The organism is Burkholderia sp. KBS0801, assembly GCF_005937855.2.
Lineage (GTDB): Bacteria > Pseudomonadota > Gammaproteobacteria > Burkholderiales > Burkholderiaceae > Burkholderia > Burkholderia ambifaria.
In genome coordinates, this window is the sequence record NZ_CP042177.1 from 445483 (window position 1) to 465600 (window position 20118).

Sequence of the window (20118 nt, forward strand, 5' to 3'; positions counted from 1 at the left end):
AACCACAACTAACCTGGGAGCCGTCGAGATGGCCAAGAAAGAAAGCATTCAGAAAAGCTTGCAGAAAATTCGGCCGCCGCGCGTCCAATTGACCTACGAGGTCGAGAAGGGCGACGCGATCGAGGTGAAGGAACTGCCGTTCGTCGTCGGGGTCGTCGGCGATCTGGCGGGCCAGTCGGAAATCGAGCAGCCGAAGCTGCGCGACCGCAAGTTCGTCAATATCGACCGCGACAACTTCGACGACGTGATGAAGGCGATCGAGCCGCGCGCCGCGTTTCAGGTGGAAAACCGCCTGAGCCCGGAAGGCGGCAAGTTCGCGGTCGACCTGAAGTTCCGTTCGCTGTCGGATTTCAGCCCGGACGAAGTCGTCGAACAGGTCGAGCCGCTGCGCCGCCTGCTCGACGCGCGTTCGAAGCTCGCCGACCTGCGCAACAAGCTCGCCGGCAACGACAAGCTCGAGGATCTGCTGTCGGAAGTGCTGAAGAACACGCAGCAGCTGCAGGAGCTCGCGAAGGGCACGGGCGGCGACAAAGACGGCGAATGACGACGGAGTATTGAGATGAACCAGCAAACGGCTGCGGCCCAAGCGAGCGGCGCGGAATACGCCGCCGGGACTTCGTTGCTCGACGACATCGTCGAGAAGAGCAAGGTCGCGAAATCCGATTCCGAGCATGCGCGTGCGAAGGACCTGATCGGCGAACTCGTGCACCAGGTGCTCGACGGCACGGTGATCGTGTCGGACAACCTGTCGGCGACGATCGACGCGCGCGTCGCGGAGCTCGACCGCCTGATCTCCACGCAGCTCTCCGCGGTGATGCATGCGCCGGAATTCCAGCGCCTGGAAAGCACGTGGCGCGGGATGGACTACCTGGTCAAGGAAAGCAACACGGGCCAGACGATCAAGATCAAGGCGCTGCACGCCCCGAAGCGCGACCTCGTGCGCGACTTCAAGGGCGCGAGCGAGTTCGACCAGAGCGCGCTGTTCAAGAAGGTCTACGAAGAAGAGTTCGGCACGTTCGGCGGCTCGCCGTTCGGTGCGCTGATCGGCGACTACGAGATCTCGCGCCAGCCGGAAGACATGTACTTCATCGAACAGATGTCGCACGTCGCGGCGGCCGCGCATGCGCCGTTCATCGCGTCGGCGTCGCCGGAGCTGCTCGGCCTCGAGTCGTTCTCCGACCTCGGCAAGCCGCGCGATCTCGGCAAGGTGTTCGACACGGTCGAATACGCGAAGTGGAAGTCGTTCCGCGATTCCGAGGATTCGCGCTACGTCGGCCTCACGCTGCCGCGCTTCCTCGGCCGCCTGCCGTTCAATCCGAAGGACGGCCAGACCGCGGAGAACTTCAACTTCGTCGAGGATGTGGACGGCACCGAGCACGACAAGTACCTGTGGTGCAACGCGGCGTGGGCGTTCGCGGCACGCCTGACCGCCGCGTTCGACGACTTCGGCTGGTGCGCGGCGATCCGCGGCGTCGAAGGCGGTGGCCTCGTCGAGGATCTGCCGACCCACACGTTCAAGACCGACGACGGTGAAGTCGCGCTGAAGTGCCCGACCGAAATCGCGATCACCGATCGCCGCGAGAAGGAGCTGAGCGACCTCGGCTTCATCCCGCTCGTTCATTGCAAGAACTCGGATTACGCTGCGTTCTTCGCCGCGCAATCGGTGCAGAAACCGAAAAAATACAGCACCGACAGCGCGAATGCGAATGCCGTCCTGTCCGCCCAGCTTCAGTACATCTTCTCGGTATCGCGCGTCGCGCACTACCTGAAGGCGATGATGCGGGACAAGATCGGCAGCTTCGCATCGGCGCAGAACGTGGAGACTTTCCTCAACCGGTGGATTTCGCAGTACGTCCTGCTCGACGACAACGCATCGCAGGAACAGAAGGCGCAATTCCCGCTGCGCGAGGCATCCATACAAGTGTCAGAGATTCCGGGGAAGCCGGGCTCGTATCGTTCGGTCGCGTTCCTGCGCCCGCACTTTCAGCTCGACGAACTCTCGATTTCTCTGCGACTTGTCGCTGATCTGCCCAAACCGGCAAATTCATAAGCGAGCAAATCGCCCGGGCGGGCCGCCTGGGTAGGACGTTAAAACCACCTCTTTGGGGAGTCGAAGGGCCATGTTACATATGCACTTGCAGTTTGGTAGTCCCGCGGTGAAGGGCGAGTCCGCGGACAAGGACCACCAGGGCTGGATCGAGCTGAAATCGTGGGATCACTCGATCGTTCAACCGCGTTCGGCAACCGCATCGACCGCTGGCGGTCACACGATGACGCGTTGCGAGCACGGCGACATGATTTTCACGAAGGAAATCGATTCGTCGAGCCCGCTGCTGTACCAACACGCTTCGGGCGGCACCACGTTCGACGAGGTGACGGTCCATTTCTCGCGCGCTGACGGTGAAGGCAAGCGCGTGCAGTATCTGGAAGTCAAGCTCAAGTACGTGATCATCTCGAGCATCGCCCCGAGCGTTCGCGAAGAAGGTCTGCCGCTCGAGACGTTCTCGCTGAAGTACGCAGCTGTGCAGTGGAAGCAAACCCAGCAGAAGATCGGCGGCAACCAGGGCGGCAACACGCAGGGCGCCTGGAGTCTGACGAAGAACGACAAGACCTACGCGGTCTAAGGTCGGTTGCGGCAACGGGGCGCGCTGCGTCCCGTTGCCGTTTTCGCTGTGCGAGCCGGCTGATGAAACGATTCGAACCCAGTTTTCTCGACAAGCTGTTCGACGACGAACCGCACCTGCCGGCCTCGGCAGCGATGCGGCAATTGTCGCTGGACGAGCTCAAGAACACGGTTGCCCGCGACGTCGAGGCGATCCTCAACACCCGTATCGCGCACACCGAACTCGAACTGGCGGAGCTGCCGGAATGCCAGAAGTCGGTGCTGACCTACGGGCTGAACGATTTCGCGGGGCTGAGCCTCGCGAGTCATTACGACCGCGCGTTCATCTGCAAGTCGATCCAGCAGGCCATTGCGCGCCACGAGCCGCGGTTGCAGCAGGTGCAGGTGACGTTCGAGCTGAACGAGCAGTCGACCAACGCGCTTTACTTCGCGATCCAGGCGCTGCTCGTCGTGCATCCGGCCGAGGAGCCGGTGAATTTCGACGCGATGCTGCAGCCGTCGACGCTGCAGTATTCGGTCACGCGCACACGCGCGGCAAGAATGCTGTGAGTCAAGCCGCCGAGCGGGCCGGACCGCCCGGTGGAGGAACAGGGTCCGGCAGGAAATATTGAGGTTCGGGGTCGTCGATGGAAGAATTGCTGCCGTATTACGAGCGCGAATTATCGTTTTTGCGGCGCTATTCGCGAGATTTCGCCGAACGCTATCCGAAGATCGCCGCGCGGCTCGCGTTGTCCGGCGAGCACTGCGAGGATCCGCACGTCGAGCGGATGATCGAGTCGTTCGCGCTGCTGGGCGCGCGCATCAACAAGAAGCTCGACGACGACTACCCGGAATTCACCGAAGCGCTGCTGGAAGTGCTGTATCCACACTACCTGCGGCCGTTCCCGTCGTGCTCGATCGCGCAATTCACGCCGGCTTCGCCCGGCCAGCAGACCGAACCGGTCGTGATCGACCGCGGCACCGAGCTGAAGAGCCGTCCGATCCGCGGCGTGCAGTGCCGGTTCCGCACCGCATACGACGTGACGCTCGCGCCGATCCGCATTTCGGAGGCGCGCTACATGCCGGTCGCGCTCGCGCCGAGCGCGACGGTGCTGCCGTCCAACGCGACGGGCGTGATCTCGATCACGTTCGAATCGCTTGCCGCGCAGCTCGATCTCGGCGCGCTGAAGCTGCCGACGCTGCGCGCGCACCTGCACGGCGAACAGTCGTTCGTCGCCGCGCTGACCGACTGCCTGTTCGTCAACGTGCTCGGCGCGTATGTCGAGCCCGAGCGCAACGGCCGCTGGACCGCGCTGCGCAAGCTGCCGATCGCGCACGCCGGCTTCGACGAGGACGACGCGCTGATCGACTACCCGGCGAAGTCGCACCCCGCCTATCGCCTGCTCACCGAATACTTCGCGTTCCCCGACAAGTTCGATTTCGTCGATTTCGACGTCGCGGCGATCGCGCGCGCGGCGGGCCGCTGCCAGCGCGCGACGCTGCATCTGGTGCTGCAGGACGTGCGCAGCGATTCGCACGTCGCGCGGCTGCTCGAGCTGCTGACGGCCAGCCATTTCCGGCTGTTCTGCACGCCGATCGTCAACCTGTTCCGCCAGCACGGCGAGCCGATCCGCATCACGCACCGCGCGGTGTCGTACCCGGTGATCGCCGAGGCGCGCCGGGCGTTCGCGTACGAGGTGTATTCGATCGATTCGGTGAAGCTCGTCCGGCAGCAGGCGCACGAGGAATCGGTGATCGAGTTCCGGCCGTTCTATTCGCTGCATCACGGCGAATCGGCGCGGATCGGTCATTACTGGTTCGCGCGCCGCAACGACTGGGTCGCGCAGAAAAGCCCCGGATACGAAACGGAGATCTCGATCGTCGACATCGACTTCGAGCCGACGTCGCCGCAGACCGACACGCTGAGCCTCGACCTCACCTGCACGAACCGCGATCTGCCGTCGATGCTCGCGTTCGGCCTCGAAGGCGGCGACCTGTTCCAGGAAGGCGGCGCGCAGACGAGCGGCATCTCGCTGCTGCGGCGCCCGACCCAGAGCGTGCGTTTCGAGCGCGGCCGCGCCGCGCACTGGCGGCTCGTGTCGCACCTCGCGCTGAACCACGTGTCGCTGGTCGCGCACGGGCTCGCACCGCTCAAGGAAATGCTGACGCTGTACGACCTGCGGCGCACCGCCGTGTCGATGCGCCAGATCGACGGCCTCGCCGGCGTCGAGCAGCGCGGCGCCGTGCAGTGGCTGCCCGGGAAGCCGTTCGCGACCTTCGTGCGCGGCATCGAGATCCGGCTGACGATCGACGAGGAGCACTTCGTCGGCGCGAGCCTCGCGTCGTTCGTGCGCGTGCTCGACAGCTTCTTCGGGCTGTATGTCCACCTCAACAGTTTCGTTCAACTAGTCGTGGTGTCGAAGCGCACCGGCGAGGAGATCATCCGATGCAAGCCCCGAACCGGCGAATCGATCCTGGCGTAGTCGACGCGCTGCTCGACGAGCCGCACCGCTTCGAATTCTTCCAGGCGGTGCGCGTGCTCGAAGGGCTGTTCGCACGGCAGGCGTCCGATGCGCCCGGCGCATGGCGGCAGGGCGACGTCGTCGCGCAGCACATCGAATTCCGCAACACGCTGTCGCTCGGCTTTCCGCCGAGCGAGATCGAAGGCGCGCGCTCGTTCCACGACGGCGGCGCGCTGCTCGATTCGGGGGATGAACGCGACGCCGCGCTCGCGGCCGGCGAGCTCGGTCACGTCGAGCTGACGCCGGCGTTCTTCGGGCTGCTCGGCGCTCAGGGCGCGCTGCCGCTGCACTACACCGAGCAGATCGTCGCGCGCGAGCACCTGAAGCGCGACCACGCGGCGCGCGCGTTCTTCGACGTGTTCTCGAACCGCGCGACCGCGCTGTTCTATGCGGCGTGGAAGAAATACCGGCTGCCGTTCCATTACGAACTCGATCGCGACGAGCGCTACCTGCCGCTCTTGCTCGCGATCGCCGGCGTGCCGAGCGACGAGATCCGCGACAACCTCGCGGCCGGCGCGGGAGGCGTGCTCGACGAGGCCGTCGCCGGCTACGCGCTCGCCGCGCGGCACCGGCCGATGTCGGCCGCGTACCTGCAGCGCGCGCTGTCCGACTACTTCCGCGTGCCGGTGAAGATCGACCAGTTCGTCGGCAAATGGTACGACGTGCCGCCCGACCAGTTGAGCGTGCTCGGCGAGGTCAACGTGGTGCTCGGCGCGACGGCGCTCGTCGGCGAACGTGTGTGGCAGCGCGACATGCGCGCGCGGATCGTCGTCGGCCCGCTGTCCAAGCGCGACTACGAGGCGTTCCTGCCCGGCGGCGCGCACGCCGTCGCGCTCGAACGGATGCTGACGCTGCTCGCCGGCGTCACGCTCGAATACGAGGTGAAGCTCGTGCTGAAGCGCACCGAGGTGGGCGCGAGCGTGCTCGGCGCAGGCTCGCGGCTCGGCTGGGACGCGTTCCTCTGCACGCGCGACGCGCTCCACGACCGCTCGGACGCCCGCTACGAACTGCACGTGATTCACTGATTCCAAACGACAATAAACACCAATCGAACCTGAGATCGACGCCATGAGCACGCCTCTGAAGACCCTGATCACGAAACTGAACCCGCTGTGCCGGCACGCGACCGAGCGTGCGGCGAGCGCGTGCCTGGCGCGCGGCCATTACGAGGTCGATCTGGAGCACCTGTTCCTCGCGCTGCTCGACGAAGCGACGGGCGACCTGCCGCTCGCGCTGCGCGCAAGCCGCGTCGATCCGCATGCGCTGCGTGCCGACCTCGAGCGCGAGCTCACGCGGCTGAAGACGGGCAACACGCGCACGCCGGTGTTCTCCGTGCATCTGATCGCGCTGTTCGAGCAGGCGTGGCTGATCGCGTCGCTCGATTCGCAGCTCGGCCGCATCCGCTCGGGGCACCTGCTGCTCGCGCTGCTGACCGCGCCCGATCTCGCGCAGTTCGCGCAGCGCATGTCGCCGCAGTTCGCGGAAATGAACGTGACGGACCTGAAGCACAAGTTCGACGAGATCATGGGCGGCTCGAGCGAGGCCGAGCCGCGCCAGCCGGATGCGGAAGACGGCGACGTCGCGCCGGCTGCCAACGGCGCCGCGCCCGCGGCCGGCCCGTCGAAGACGCCCGCGCTCGACACGTACACGACCAACCTCACCCAGCGTGCGCGCGACGGCAAGATCGATCCGGTGATCGGTCGCGAAGCGGAGATCCGCCAGGCGATCGACATCCTGATGCGCCGCCGCCAGAACAACCCGATCATGACCGGCGAGGCCGGCGTCGGCAAAACGGCGGTCGTCGAGGGTCTCGCGTTGCGGATCGCGGCCGACGACGTGCCGCCGCCGCTCTCCGGCGTCGCGCTGCACGTGCTCGACATGGGCCTGCTGCAGGCCGGCGCGAGCGTGAAGGGCGAGTTCGAGAACCGTCTGAAGAGCGTGATCGACGAGGTGAAGAAGAGCGCGCATCCGATCATCCTGTTCATCGACGAGGCACACACGATCATCGGCGCGGGCGGCCAGGCCGGCCAGAACGACGCGGCGAACCTGCTGAAGCCGGCGCTCGCGCGCGGCGAGCTGCGCACGATCGCCGCGACGACGTGGAGCGAATACAAGAAGTACTTCGAGAAGGATGCGGCGCTGGCGCGGCGTTTCCAGGTCGTGAAGGTCGAGGAGCCGAGCGAGCCGCTCGCGGCCGCGATGCTGCGCGGGATGTCCGGGCTGATGGAGAAGCACTTCAACGTGCGGATCCTCGACGACGCGATCACCGAGGCGGTGCGCCTGTCGCATCGCTACATCAGCGGCCGCCAGCTGCCGGACAAGGCGATCAGCGTGCTCGACACCGCGTGCGCGAAGGTCGCGCTCGCGCACAGCGCGACGCCGGCGGCGATCGACGACACGAAAAAGCGCATCGAGCGCATCGACGCGGAAATCGCGTCGCTGGAGCGCGAATCGGCGGGCGGCGCGTCGCACGACGAGCGGCTCGGCGAACTGCGCGGCGCGCGCGACACGGCGCTCGCGCAATTGGCAGAGAACGAAGCGCGCTATGAAGCCGAGCGCGTGATCGTCGCCGAGATCACCGAACTGCGTGATGCGCTCGACAAGGCGCGTGGCCCGTCGGAAGACGGCGAGCCGGTCGACGTGCCGGCCACCCGCGAGAAGCTGGCCGAGCGCGTCGCTGCGCTGCACGCGCTGCAGGGCGGTGAGCCGATGGTGCCGCTGCAGGTCGACGGCCACGTCGTCGCCGAGATCGTCGCCGCGTGGACCGGCATTCCGCTCGGCCGGATGGTGAAGGACGAGATCGACACCGTGCTGAACCTGCAGCCGCTGCTGAGCGCGCGCGTGATCGGCCAGGACCATGCGCTCGACGCGATCGCGCAGCGCGTGCGCACCGCGACCGCGAACCTCGAGGATCCGAACAAGCCGCGCGGCGTGTTCATGTTCGTCGGGCCGTCGGGCGTCGGCAAGACCGAGACGGCGCTCGCGCTGGCCGACATCCTGTACGGCGGCGAGCGCAAGATGGTCACGATCAACATGAGCGAGTACCAGGAAGCGCACAGCGTGTCGGGCCTGAAGGGTTCGCCGCCGGGCTACGTCGGCTACGGCGAAGGTGGCGTGCTGACCGAGGCCGTGCGCCGCAACCCGTATTCCGTCGTGCTGCTCGACGAGGTCGAGAAGGCGCACCCGGACGTGCTCGAGATGTTCTTCCAGGTGTTCGACAAGGGCACGATGGACGACGCCGAAGGGCGCGAGATCGACTTCCGCAATACGCTGATCATCCTGACGTCGAACGTCGGGTCGGCCGCGGTGATGCAGGCGTGCCTGAACAAGCCGGCCGAGGAGCTGCCCGATCCGGACGCGCTCGCCGAGGCGCTGCGCCCGCAGCTGTACAAGACGTTCAAGCCCGCGTTCCTCGGCCGGATGAAGGTCGTGCCGTACTACCCGATTTCCGACGACGTGCTGGCCGAGATCATCGAGCTGAAGCTCGAACGGATCCGCCGCCGCATCGACGCGAACCACAAGGCCGCGTTCGAGTGGGACGAATCGCTCGTCGATGCGGTGCTCGCGCGCTGCACCGAGGTCGACTCGGGCGCCCGAAACGTCGACCACATCCTGAACGGCACGCTGCTGCCGGAGATCGCGGGCCACGTGCTCGGCCGGATCGCCGACGGCGCGGCCATCGCGCGCATCGCGGTGCGCGCGGACGAGGCCGGCGAATTCGCTTACACCGTCGAATGAGCACGGCCGCGCAACACGCATTGATGAACTGACCGAACCATGCCGATCAATCTTCCCGAGCTGCTGACGCCGATCAGCGATGCGTCGCCCAGCGGCGACGACCTGCTGTTCTCGAACGAATTCGACGCGATCCAGGACGCGCGGCGCTACGACGATCCGACGCTCGACCAGGGCGAGTGGGTGACCGAGATCAAGGAGGCCGACTGGGGCTTCGTCGTCGATCACGCGGGCGAGCTGCTGCGCACGCGCACCAAGGACCTGCGGCTCGCCGTATGGCTGACCGAGGCGCTCGCGCTGGAGGACGGCATCACCGGCCTCACCGAAGGCTATGCGCTGCTGGAAGGCCTGTGCCGCGACTATTGGGACACCGTACATCCGCTGCCGGAAGGCGACGACGTCGAATACCGGCTCGGCAACGTCGCGTGGCTGTCCGGCCGCACGGCCGAGTTGCTGCGCGGCATTCCCGTGACGGAAGGCGCGTCGAACGCGTTCACCACGCTCGACTGGGAAGTCGCGCAGCATGTGGCGCAGGCCGTGAAGCGCGACCCCGAACACGCGGACGACATCGCGCGCGGCAAACCGTCGGTCGAGCAGGTCGATGCGTCGCGGCGCGTGACGCCGATCGCGTTCTACACGACGCTGCTCGCGAACCTGAAGGCGTTCGAGTTCTCGCTCGATGCGTTCGAGGAGCGGCTCGTCGAACGCGCGGGCGATTCGGCGCCGAGCTTCCGGCAGGCGCGCGACGCGTTCGAGACCGTGTACCGGCTCGCCGAGCGCTTTGCGCGCGAGCAGGGCTATACGGGTAGCGCGCCGCATGCGCCGTCGGCACCGCAGGCGCAGCCCGAGCGCCTCGAGCCGAGCTTCGGCGACGCGTTCCCGATCCAGGAGACCCATGTGCAGTCGCAGACCGCTCCGCGTCCTCCGATGACGCAAATGATTGCCGGTATCCAGAACCGCGCGCAGGCTGTCGACCAGCTACGCGCCGTCGCGCGTTACTTCCGGCAGACCGAGCCGCACAGCCCGGTCGCGTATCTCGCGGACAAGGCCGCCGAATGGGCCGACATGCCGCTGCACAAGTGGCTCGAGAGCGTCGTGAAGGACGACGGATCGCTGTCGCATATCCGCGAGCTGCTGGGGGTGAGGCCCGACGAGCAGTCGTGAGGTAGTCGTGGGCGACGGGTTTGAGACCTGAGAGCGCGCGCCTGGCAGGCTCGCGATGAACGAGAAGAAAGGGTGACGCATGAACGTGACCGAACTGGCACAGGCGATTCGCGGCGGCCTGATTCAGCGCGACCGCCTGCTGAAGACGGACATCCCGTCGCTGCCGAGCAATGCGCTCGTGCCGCGCCGCGCGGTGACGCGTTCCGAGCTCGGCCGCGACTTCGGGGTTGTTCTCGACCTGGTATCCACCGCGAGCGACATCGAGCTCAAAATGCTCATCGCGCAGCCGATCACGCTGTGGATCCAGCAGGCCGACAAGTCGTATCTGCCGATCAACGGTTATATCCACACGGCGCGCCGGCTCGGCGCGGACGGCGGCCTGTCAAGTTACCAGCTGCGCTTTGCGTCGTGGATGCACTTCCTCAAGTTCCGCAGCGACATGCGGTACTGGCAGGACAAGTCCGTCGACGCGATCCTCGCCGATGTGTTCGACAACCATCCGCAGGCAAAGGGCCAGTACCAGTTCGCGCTGTCGAAGCCGTTGCCGTCCCGGTCCTACTGCCGGCAGAGCGAAACCGACTGGAACTTCGTGCACCGGCTGATGGAGGACGAAGGGCTGTTCGGTTTCTGGCGGCACAGCGAAGACGGGAAGGCGCACACGCTCGTCATCACCGATGACCTGCATGCGATCGACGCGCTGTCGCCGAATGCCGTAACCTTCGACCGGTCGGGGACGGGCACCGAAACGGCCGGTTTAACGCAATGGGCCGCGTCGCGGACGTTGCAAAGCACGCAGCACACGACGCGTACGTTCGACTACAAATCGCCGTCGTCGGCGGGCAGTCCGAACGGTACGACGCTGCCGACGAAGGCCGGCCAGGGTGATCTGCCGGGCCAGGCGGAAATCTACGAATACACGGGCGCGTATACGTATCCGGGCCAGGCGCGCGGCGAACATCTGTCGAAGATTCGTCTCGAGGAGTGGGAGTCGCGCGCGAAGCGCTTCTTCGGCGCGGGCGGCGTGCGCGCGATCGATGCCGGCCGACGCTTCACGCTGACCGGTCATCCCGAGCACGATCGCGATTCGGCCGGCGATCGCGAGTTCGCGGCCATCGCCGTCGCGCGATACATCGAGAACAATCTGCCGATCTCGGACCACGAGGCGACCTTCCCGCATAGCCTGCAGGACCAGCTGGCGCAGGTGAAGGCCTGTCATGCAGATGCGGCTGCGTTCGAGGTCGGGCATGACGACGGCTCCGCCGGGTTTTATCTCGTCGAGGTCGAGGCGCAGCGCGCGAGCGTCCCGTATCGGAGCCCCTTCGAGCATCGCAAGCCCGCGATGCAGCTCGAGACGGCCGTCGTCGTCGGCCCGAAGGGCGAGGAGGTTTACACGGACGAGCTGAACCGGATCAAGGTCATGTTCGTCTGGGATCGGCAGAGCGAAGGGCGCGAGAATGCGTCGTGCTGGATGCGCGTCGTGCAGTCCGATACCGGTGGCGGTTACGGCGCCGTTCATATTCCGCGAGTCGGAGAGGAAGTGCTGATCGGCTACATCGGCGGCGACTGCGACCGGCCGATCGTGATGCACCGCGTCTACAACGGGGCCGTCAAGCCGCAATGGCATAGCGACGGGATCCTGTCGGGCTTCCGCTCGAAGGAGTATGCGGGATCGGGGCACAACGAGATGGTGCTCGACGACGCGACCGGGCAGAACCGCGCGCGCCTGTTCAGCAGCAGCGCGAATTCGCTGCTTCATCTCGGCTATCTGATCGAGCAGAACGGCAACACGCGCGGCGCGTATCTCGGCTCGGGCTTCGATCTGCGCACGGACGCGCACGGCGCGATGCGTGCCGGGCAGGGCTTGTACGTGACGACGCATCCGAAGCAGGCCAACAGCCAGCCGCTCGACGTGAGCGAAGCGCAGCAGCAGCTCGCCAATGCGGACGGGCTGATCGAGTCGATGTCGCAGGTCAGCGAGACGCACCAGGCGGAGAGTCTCGACACCGGTCACGATGCGCTGAAGCAATTCACCGATGCGACGCGGAACAGCGTGCCGGGCTCGACGGCGGGCGGTGGCCGGACCGCCGGCGGCGGGACGGGGAACGCGAATGCGTTCAAGGAGCCGGTGATGCTGTTCGCCAGCCCGGCGGGGATCGGGGTGGCGTCGCAGCAGTCGGTGCATCTGGCGAGCGATCGGCAGACCAATATCGTCAGCGGGGAAAGCACGTTCATCACCAGCGGGAAGTCGCTGATCGCCGGCATCCGGGATCGCATCAGCCTGTTCGCGCAGAACGCGGGTATGAAGCTATTTGCGGCGAAGGGCAAGGTCGAGGTCCAGGCGCACGCGGACAACATCGAACTTACCGCGCAGAAGACCGTGAAGATGATGGCGGCGACCGAGGCCGTCGACGTGGCCGCGAAGCAGGAGATCCTGCTGACGTCGGGCGGCGCGTATATCCGGATCAAGGGCGGCAACATCGAGATTCACGCGCCGGGGAAGATTGATTTCAAGGGGGGACAGCATCAGTTCAGCGGTCCGGCGAGCATGCAGTATCCGCTGCCCGCGATGCCGGGCGGCACGTGCAAGCAATGCGTGCTGAATGCGCATAGCGGTCGGGAATCGATGGTCGAGGCGGATTGATGGACGAAGTCAACGATATGGGCGACGTGGGCGAGGTAGTCGACGAAGCGCCGAATCAGCGTGAGCCGGAGTGGCCCGTGTTTCTGGAGACGCTGAAGGTCTCGCTTGAGCGCAAGGCCGACGACGGTAGGGCGATGCGGCTTTATGTGCTCGTCGACACGCGCGGCTATCAGGAACTGGACACGCAGCTCGCAGCCATGCGCGGCCTGCGCCATGCATCGCTCTGGACCGATACCGGGCTCGATGCCTATACGGATATCGCGCCGTACCTGATCGCGCTCGACCGTCAGGCGCTCGACGACGAGGAGGCCGAGCAGCATCGGCTGCTTCGCCAGCTATGGCTGGAGGCTGTCGATCTGCATGCGGTGACGTGGTTGTGTTCGGCGTGGTCGTTCGACGCGCTCGATGCGCATTTGCGGCAGTACGTGAAATACGCGCTGCCGAACGGTCGTGCGTACTACCTGTTCTTCTTCGACAACCATGTATTCGCACGGCTTCGGCAGGTGTGGAGCGATACGCAGGCGCAGCAGTTTGTCGCGCCGTTAGCCGAGATCCGGTATCGCGACCGGCGGCTCGATGAGGTCGTATGGTTCAACGAAACGCCAGCGGTCGAAGGCTCGCTGACGCCGGGCGACGCGCCGGGCCTCAGCGAGCGGCAACATGCGCAACTGATCGAGCTCGGGTATCCGGACAAGCTCGTGCTGAAGTTTCGGGAGACGATGGCGGCGGTCGTCGATCATCTGTCCGATGCGGAACTGCATGACCTGGTTGTCGAGCAGCTCGGACGCGCGGCGGCGCACGGGATCGGCGACGAGGTCGGGCTGCTCTGCTATGTCGTGACGGGCGTGCAGGTTGCGCCGCAGTTCGACGAGCATCCGGCCGTACAGTCGCGTCTCGAAGCCGTGGCGCGCGGAGAAACTAGTGTCGATGCGGCGCTGGCGTCCATCGACGATGCGACCTGGGATGCGATTCGCGATGCGCACGATCGTGGGATGCCGGAGGCGCGTAGTGCTGTGGCGTAGGTCCGTGCTGGTGGCTGGGCTGCTTGCGGTGGCTTTGAGCTCGAACGGGTGTGGCGAGTCGGAGCCGACCTATAGCGGGATTTCCATAATGACCCGAATCACCATTACCGACGCGTATGGGGTGCAGGAGGTACGACATGGCTGAGTCGGGTGTGTTCGATCGGGATCGCAGGCAGGTGCCCGTCGGCATCGCATACCGGACGGCCTTCGGGGGGAGTGCGAAGATGGTCGATCACAAATGCAAAGCAGGCACTTGCTCGCCATGGAACGGCATGCAAGATGTCACTCAGTAGGGAAAACTTCGATGCATAGACGAACGAAGCTGGCACGTACGACGGGTCATGTTCTGGCGACTTGCCTGTTGTTCGCAGCCGTGACGGCTTGCGGTAAATCTGAGCCGAGCTACAGCGGAATTTCCATCATGGGCCGGAACTATCTGCCGTACAACATGAACGGCTTCACCATCACTGATGCTTATGGCAACAAGGCAAGCGGTGGTGGAGACGACCCGCCCGGCGCAGGCGGCGGCAGCGTCGCGTGTTGTTACAAGCTCAAGGGCACGGAATTTACGGTCAAGTGGAAGTACTACGATGCAGATCGATGGACGATGGACGACTCGCATGCGCAGCAAGTCGAGACCAAAGTGGTAATGCCACCGTCAGCCGTTCCCGAGAAAGTCGGCAGCCGTATTCTTGAGGTTCATTTCTATCCGGATCGTCACGTCGAGTTTCAGTTCCCCGGGCAACTTCTGGACGAATCGCGAATTCCAGTCGTGGATGTTTCCAGGTGGATGGCGACGCATTATCAGGAGCAACTAGACAAGAAATTCGACGATACGGATGGACAGTCGCATCGGCGCATTGCGCGGGCCGTAGCGGCCGCGTGGCTGAAATACCGGTTGACCGACCGGAATGACCTCGAGCAGTACGCGTATTTCAGTTTGCTCGTGAACAGTCGATTCGACGCGCATCCGGAGGTGCAGCGGATCCTTCGGGCAGCCGCCGGAAGGCCTGGTGCGTTCGCCAAGGCGGTGCAAGCGCTGCCGAAGAACGTGTTGTCCGAACTGGCGAGCGGCAAGTTCAAGTCGGTGAACGTACCGACGATTCCCGAGGGCCTGATGCCGCCTCCGCGCGCAGAGGAGAAGCAGCATGGCTGAGAGAATCAAGCTCGATCCGGATGACGCGACGCCGATGTCCGCGTACATGCAGCTCGTCTGCCAAGACGCGAACATGTATCCGAAAGGGGATTGTCTGCCATGCGGCGCGACGATTCGCATGGGATTCTTCTTCGATGCATTCGGCAGAAATCGCGATATCGATGACAAGTCGAGCTCGCAATACTCGAACATCTGCCGTTTGTGGGAAGCGCACCGCGACAACGACGACCGGCATCGGCCAGTCAATCAGTTCTGGTTCCGTTTCTATTATTCGGGTCTCGGTACTCCGCTCAACGAGTCGGCCAAGGCCAATGAGTGGATCAATGCGGGCGTAGCCGCAGCCAAGATGGGCGGCAAGAAGGCGATGAGCGGGGCGCAGGCGGTTGCCAAGTCTTTCACGCGCGTCAATACGCCTCTCAAACAGGCCGGCGTGAAAAAGCGCGTCGACGACGTAAAGAAGCAGTTCATCGAGGGTTTTCTCGAGGGGGATTTTTCGCTTCGGCCAATCGATAAGGCATTTCAGGATCTTCGGAAGGATATCGAACGGCTTCCCGCTCAGGCGCGGCGCGTCATGAATGTGCTGAATGCGTCGCCTGACCGATATTGGGAACGCACCAAGGCTACCGGAACGCTGCTGTGGCGCAACGCGAAGAACGATTTCAAGAGCAACGTTAAAGGCGCCCCGATGAAGGCGGGCTGGGCGGTTGCGCGCAGTCTTTTTGTCGGTATAGCGATGGAGAACGCGCCGATCGTGCGTGACAATTCCGTCATGGCGAAGGCTTTCGGCACGGGTGTCGATACGCGGTTGATCGCAGCCAAAGACCAGTTCGAGGCTGCGTACCACGCAGTCAAGAAACAGATGCCGAAAGTTCGGGCCATCGAGGTGTCGGTATTCGGCGCCGACCGGGGGTGCGTGCTCGCGCGTGCGTTCATCAACGATCTGGCGGAGAAATACAAGCGCAGGGACGACATGGATCTCGCAATTGACGGCGTATCGATCCAGATCAAGTTTGTCGGACTGCTCGATGCCGTTTCGTCTGCCATGTCGGAAGAGACGGGCGAGCTGATCGGCATGGTGCCGTATCTGGGAATGATCAAAACCAGCTACAAGGATCGAGCACTCGGAATACCGGCCAGTGTGCAGCGCTGTGTTCATTTCGCCGCGGCGCACGAGATGCGCTTTTATCAGCGTCTCGACAGTCTCGAGAAGACCCGTGGCGAGCAATTCCTTTATCCGGGTACGAGTTGCGATGTCGTAGGCGGCGCGCCCACGGGGTCGCTGGGTTTCAACGCCGAATTGATGCGGATTCCTCTGCGAGACATGCTGCTGGAAGCATTGAAGGCGGGTGCCGTCATGGATACGATGGAGGACCTGCGGGACAAGAAGCCGGACACCTTCCGGAAGTTCACGATCGCACAACCGATCAACGTGGACGGCAAGCAATACCGCATCAAGCAACTGGTCGACGCGTACTACGCGCTCGTGCCTCGCAAACCTGGTGCCGACTTCGTTCCGCACGCCAGGGTATTCATGCGCTGGATTGCTGCTCGTTACATGGACCCGGAATTCCGTCGCACGATTTCGGATCCGGTTGCCGACTGGAAGCGCAACACGGCCGACGCCGACCTGCAGCGCAAGACGACGAAGTCGCAGCTCGACTGGGAACTGCAGCGGCAAGGCATCAACATGAGCATGGTGGCCAGTCGCAGCCAGGCGGATCAGGAGAAGCTGCGGGGGATGAAGGCTGCGAGCGACGCGGCGCAAAAACGCTATGAGCAGCTAGTCGCGGAAGCGCCGAAGGATTACTCGACGGTCTGGGAGCGGCTTGAGAGAGAAGCGGCAAAGAAGCTGCGTCGCGCGCCATACCAGGACGGTCTGAAGCAAGCCGCGGAGCGCATTCGAAATCTGCCGGAGACGTGGGATTCCGATAACAAGGCCAGCGCGGCCGCGGTTGAGGCGGCCATGCTGCCAGAAGCTGAAATGGAGCTCGTGTCGGCCTGGAAGGAAGGTATCGAAGGCAAGCATCCGCTTCCGCCAGACGTCATGGTGCTATTTGACATGCTGGTCCACGACACGTTGTTGACGAGCTGGCAGGATCACGTGCTGGCACCGTCGCTATACTTCCGGACGCGCGACAAGGATACGTTCGGGGCGAGCAATCTCGCAAAGGAAGCGCAGCAGCGCAAGAAAGATGATCTCGCAGCGGCGCGTATCGAACAGGCAGCCAAACAGAGTCAGGAATGGGCGCGGGGATACAAGGGCGGCGCAACGCCCCCCGTTCATTGAACCGGTGATGCGGACGAGCGCGCTTGTCTTAGTGTGTCGGAGACATGCGCTTCCCGCCGATGCGGATGATTGCTCCCACGTAAGGCAGTCTGCCTCCGGATAATTCGCGGCAATCAACTTGTCGACTGCAATGCGAACGGTCTGTAGTGTCGCATCATCCTGATCGAGCCGGATTCGTTTCGATCATTAGGTCCGGCCGTGCCCATTCTCCTCTCGTGATGCTGGCAATAGCCCTGTCGCAATCGGCGGCACCGAAACTGCTTGAAACCGGTCGGTCCCGAGCTCCTTCGTAACAGCAGCGGGCAGGGTTGCAACCGCCTTCGCGAATGCTCCCGGCTTCCCTTTGCACGACTCGATCAGCTTGTGCACCTCGGGGTGCGCATCGAACCGCGGATTCACCAGCAGCACGTAATACGCGTATTGCTCGAGATCACTGCGGTTGGTAAAGCGGTACTTGAGCCATGCTTGCGCGACAACTCTCGAAATGCGACGGTGCAGCTGCGCGTCATTGTCCTCATACCTCTTTTCCAGCCGGTTTGCGTAACGTTTCGTCAGGTCGCGTGACACGTCCACGATCGGCAATCGCGTACTTCCCAATATCTGGCCAGGAAAGGACAGTTCGACATGGCGGTCCGGATAGAAATGCACTTCGAGAATGCGTGAACCGATTGAATCGGGCACCGCGGCCGGCGGCAACGACACGCTCGTCTCGCCCTGCTGCTTCTTTACCTGCTCTCCCGGCCGCCAATCGTCCGCGTCGTAATAAATCCACTGAACCTTGAATTCGGTTCCTTTCAGCAGGTAACAGCAGGTGATGCTGCCTTCACCGGTGCCGGGTTCCAGATCGCCACCACCACGTGCCTTGTTGCCGAATTGATCAGTGATCGTGAATCGAACCAGGTTATACGGCAAGTAGTTCAGGGCCTCCGTTGAAACGCTGGTGTACGTAGGTTCGGTCTTGCTGCACGCAGCTATCGAGACGAACATCATGCTTGCGGCAGCGACTCGCAGCGCAGTCGACAATCGTTCGCCGGTCCGACGGGTGTCTCGATAGCGAGGAGCGGCCGCTATGCATGTTTGAGCAGCCGGTTGTATCAAATCAGGCATCGGCAGTCTTTGCATTGGCACGGCGGCACGCCGCCTGGAATGCACGAGTGCCTCACTGATTTGACGGAGCAACGAACGAAGGCTCTTCGGGATTACCTGAAACAGGCACATGATCAGTGAATGGCGATTCTCGCGCTACACACCACGGCGATCAGCCGCATGACATGTGCGGAGGCAGCGAAGCAGAATCCGAAACCAGTCTTTCCGTATGCGTCATGAACCGCTGACGCGACCGCATGTTCGCCGCGTTCTGCGCTTTGCCGCGTTCCTTTTGCGCTCCTCAATCCACGGCAGCAGCGAAATACCCGCCGCACACAACACCAGCCCGCCGACCACAGCGAACAGACCGAATCCGATTTCCCGTACCCACGCCCCGCCCACCACCGCTTCGTTTCGCCGGGCAATGCCCGGAAACATCGACGAAACGCGCAGGCCGTCGTTCGCAGCCGCGCTGCAATACGTCTTCGTGAACGCGACAAACTGTTCACGGCTGATGTTCGAGGCGGCCGAACGCGAATACACCGGCGACCCGGCAGGCTGCCACGTCGTATCGTACTGCTGCGTCTGTCCCGCGCCATAGCGGAAGAGGGCGCGCGCCTCCCACGTCACACTGGATTTGCCATATCGCAGCGACAACTCACATCGCTCGACAATGGCGGGGACGTGAGGCCACGCACGAGCGCGAACGAGGATGGCCGAATTGATCGTGGCAGCTGCACCCGCCAGCACGAGGAAGCCACCGGCGAACAGAAGAATGGCCGACCGAAAGCAGCGCAGTGCGTATTTCACTGGAATATGGCTGGATTCAGTAGTCTGTCGGCGCCGGCGACCGGCGCGTTGATACAGCGGAGCAGATGGGGCCTGCGCAATCCGCGGAACGCGTCTACCGGTATCCTGCCCCCGGTTCGCCATGTCGCGGAATCGCCGCTTACTGCCCCACCCGAAACTCGATCCGTCGATTCCTCGCCCGTCCCTCCGCCGTATCATTCGGCGCAATCGGCTGATCCGGCCCGACTCCCGTCGTCGTCATCTGCTGCGGCGGGATGCTCTTCGTGATCAGATATCCCTTCACCGCATCCGCGCGCGCCTGGCTCAGCGCGATGTTCGACGTCCGGTTCCCCGAGTTGTCGGTGTGGCCGATGATGTCGACCGTGCGGTTCTGCAACTTCGACAGCGCGGCGGCCATCTGATCGAGAATCTGCCTGCCTTGCGGCGTGAGCGTCGCGCTGCCCGTCTCGAACTCGATCGTGCGGTTCGCGAGCGTCTGGTCGAGCAGCCCCTGCTCGGACGCCGACACGCGCAGCCCGTTCTTGATCGTATACGTCGGGTTCAGCGTGTTCGCCATGTCGCTCGCGAGCTGCTGGCGCTGCGCCTCGTTGTGCACCTCGCCCTTCACCTCGATCTGCGTGCCGTTGATCTTCAACTGGCCCTTGCTGATCTGCTTGAGCTGCGCGCCGAGCAGTTTCTGCACGTTCGCGCTCCAGTTCGGCGGCGTCGCGACGTCGCCGACCTCGATCTGGTCGACCACGTTCGCCGCGCCATAGGTGTCGCGCAGCTTCTGCAGCACGGCGGCCTTGGTCGCCTCGTCGGGCACCTTGCCGCCGGCCACCACCTGGCCGGGCGTCGCGTTCGCGGGCGGCGGCGCGATCGTGCCGGCCGTGCCGTGCACCACCGTGCCGGACCCGGCGGCCGGCGCGGCGGCGGGGTTGGAATTCGCGGGCAGGGCGGCGGTCGCGACCGTGCCGTTGCCGACCGGCGTGACGGTCGCACCGCCCGTATTTTGCGCGTAGGCCGCGCCGCTGCCGACGAGGCCGGCAGCGACGAGGGCGGCCACGAAGCGCGAGAAGCGCGCGCGGCGGATGTGAATCGTGCGTTGCATCCG

General features: G+C 64.3%; 15 protein-coding genes. 12 read left to right on the plus strand and 3 right to left on the minus strand.

The features are described from left to right. The first annotated feature begins 28 nt into the window (after window positions 1–28). The 12 genes from tssB (at window position 29) to FFI87_RS02250 (ending at window position 17129) form a co-directional block, all read left to right on the plus strand. A complete protein-coding gene (gene tssB, locus FFI87_RS02195; RefSeq protein WP_006751238.1) occupies window positions 29–544 on the plus strand; it encodes a type VI secretion system contractile sheath small subunit in 516 nt (171 codons plus the stop codon). A 15-nt stretch (window positions 545–559) separates the two neighbouring features. Further along, window positions 560–2050 carry a type VI secretion system contractile sheath large subunit gene (gene tssC, locus FFI87_RS02200; protein ID WP_006751237.1) on the plus strand — a complete coding sequence of 497 codons (1491 nt, stop codon included), beginning with the start codon at window positions 560–562 and terminating at the stop codon, window positions 2048–2050. 70 nt (window positions 2051–2120) lie between these two features. Beyond that, window positions 2121–2624 carry an Hcp family type VI secretion system effector gene (locus FFI87_RS02205; protein ID WP_006477093.1) on the plus strand — a complete coding sequence of 168 codons (504 nt, stop codon included), beginning with the start codon at window positions 2121–2123 and terminating at the stop codon, window positions 2622–2624. Between the two features lie 62 nt (window positions 2625–2686). Then, window positions 2687–3172 (plus strand): type VI secretion system baseplate subunit TssE, encoded by a 486-nt coding sequence (gene tssE, locus FFI87_RS02210; RefSeq protein ID WP_012362963.1) that lies wholly within the window; start codon window positions 2687–2689, stop codon window positions 3170–3172. Window positions 3173–3249: 77 nt separating this feature from the next. Continuing rightward, window positions 3250–5085: a type VI secretion system baseplate subunit TssF gene (gene tssF, locus FFI87_RS02215; RefSeq protein ID WP_105834610.1), complete on the plus strand. Its 1836-nt coding sequence runs from the start codon at window positions 3250–3252 to the stop codon at window positions 5083–5085. Further along, complete coding sequence (gene tssG / locus FFI87_RS02220) at window positions 5049–6149, plus strand: type VI secretion system baseplate subunit TssG (RefSeq protein WP_012362965.1); 1101 nt, start codon at window positions 5049–5051, stop codon at window positions 6147–6149. Before tssF ends, tssG begins: the two co-directional genes overlap by 37 nt. 43 nt (window positions 6150–6192) lie before the next feature. After that, window positions 6193–8862 carry a type VI secretion system ATPase TssH gene (gene tssH / locus FFI87_RS02225; protein ID WP_138848319.1) on the plus strand — a complete coding sequence of 890 codons (2670 nt, stop codon included), beginning with the start codon at window positions 6193–6195 and terminating at the stop codon, window positions 8860–8862. Between the two features lie 39 nt (window positions 8863–8901). Further along, the gene (gene tssA, locus FFI87_RS02230) at window positions 8902–10023 is read left to right on the plus strand and encodes a type VI secretion system protein TssA (RefSeq protein WP_011655827.1); all 1122 of its coding nucleotides are present in this window, start codon (window positions 8902–8904) and stop codon (window positions 10021–10023) included. Window positions 10024–10102: 79 nt separating this feature from the next. Then, entirely contained in the window at window positions 10103–12664 is a 2562-nt protein-coding gene (locus tag FFI87_RS02235; RefSeq protein ID WP_138848318.1) for a type VI secretion system Vgr family protein, read from the plus strand. Beyond that, entirely contained in the window at window positions 12664–13686 is a 1023-nt protein-coding gene (locus tag FFI87_RS02240; protein ID WP_138848317.1) for a DUF4123 domain-containing protein, read from the plus strand. The genes FFI87_RS02235 and FFI87_RS02240 overlap by 1 nt, the downstream gene beginning before the upstream one ends. Before the next feature lie 304 nt (window positions 13687–13990). After that, the gene (locus FFI87_RS02245) at window positions 13991–14842 is read left to right on the plus strand and encodes a DUF3304 domain-containing protein (RefSeq protein ID WP_012362971.1); all 852 of its coding nucleotides are present in this window, start codon (window positions 13991–13993) and stop codon (window positions 14840–14842) included. Continuing rightward, entirely contained in the window at window positions 14835–17129 is a 2295-nt protein-coding gene (locus tag FFI87_RS02250; protein ID WP_012362972.1) for a DUF2235 domain-containing protein, read from the plus strand. The genes FFI87_RS02245 and FFI87_RS02250 overlap by 8 nt, the downstream gene beginning before the upstream one ends. Window positions 17130–17315: 186 nt before the next feature. Here FFI87_RS02250 and FFI87_RS02255 read toward each other — a convergent pair whose 3' ends face one another. The 3 genes from FFI87_RS02255 to FFI87_RS02265 all read right to left on the minus strand — a co-directional run bounded on the left by FFI87_RS02255 (window position 17316) and on the right by FFI87_RS02265 (window position 20115). Then, complete coding sequence (locus FFI87_RS02255) at window positions 17316–18251, minus strand: DUF3304 domain-containing protein (protein WP_138848316.1); 936 nt, start codon at window positions 18249–18251, stop codon at window positions 17316–17318. Window positions 18252–18449: 198 nt separating this feature from the next. Continuing rightward, a complete protein-coding gene (locus tag FFI87_RS02260; RefSeq protein ID WP_186381713.1) occupies window positions 18450–19025 on the minus strand; it encodes a hypothetical protein in 576 nt (191 codons plus the stop codon). Between the two features lie 139 nt (window positions 19026–19164). After that, a complete protein-coding gene (locus FFI87_RS02265) occupies window positions 19165–20115 on the minus strand; it encodes an OmpA family protein (protein WP_138848315.1) in 951 nt (316 codons plus the stop codon). Window positions 20116–20118: the final 3 nt, after the last annotated feature.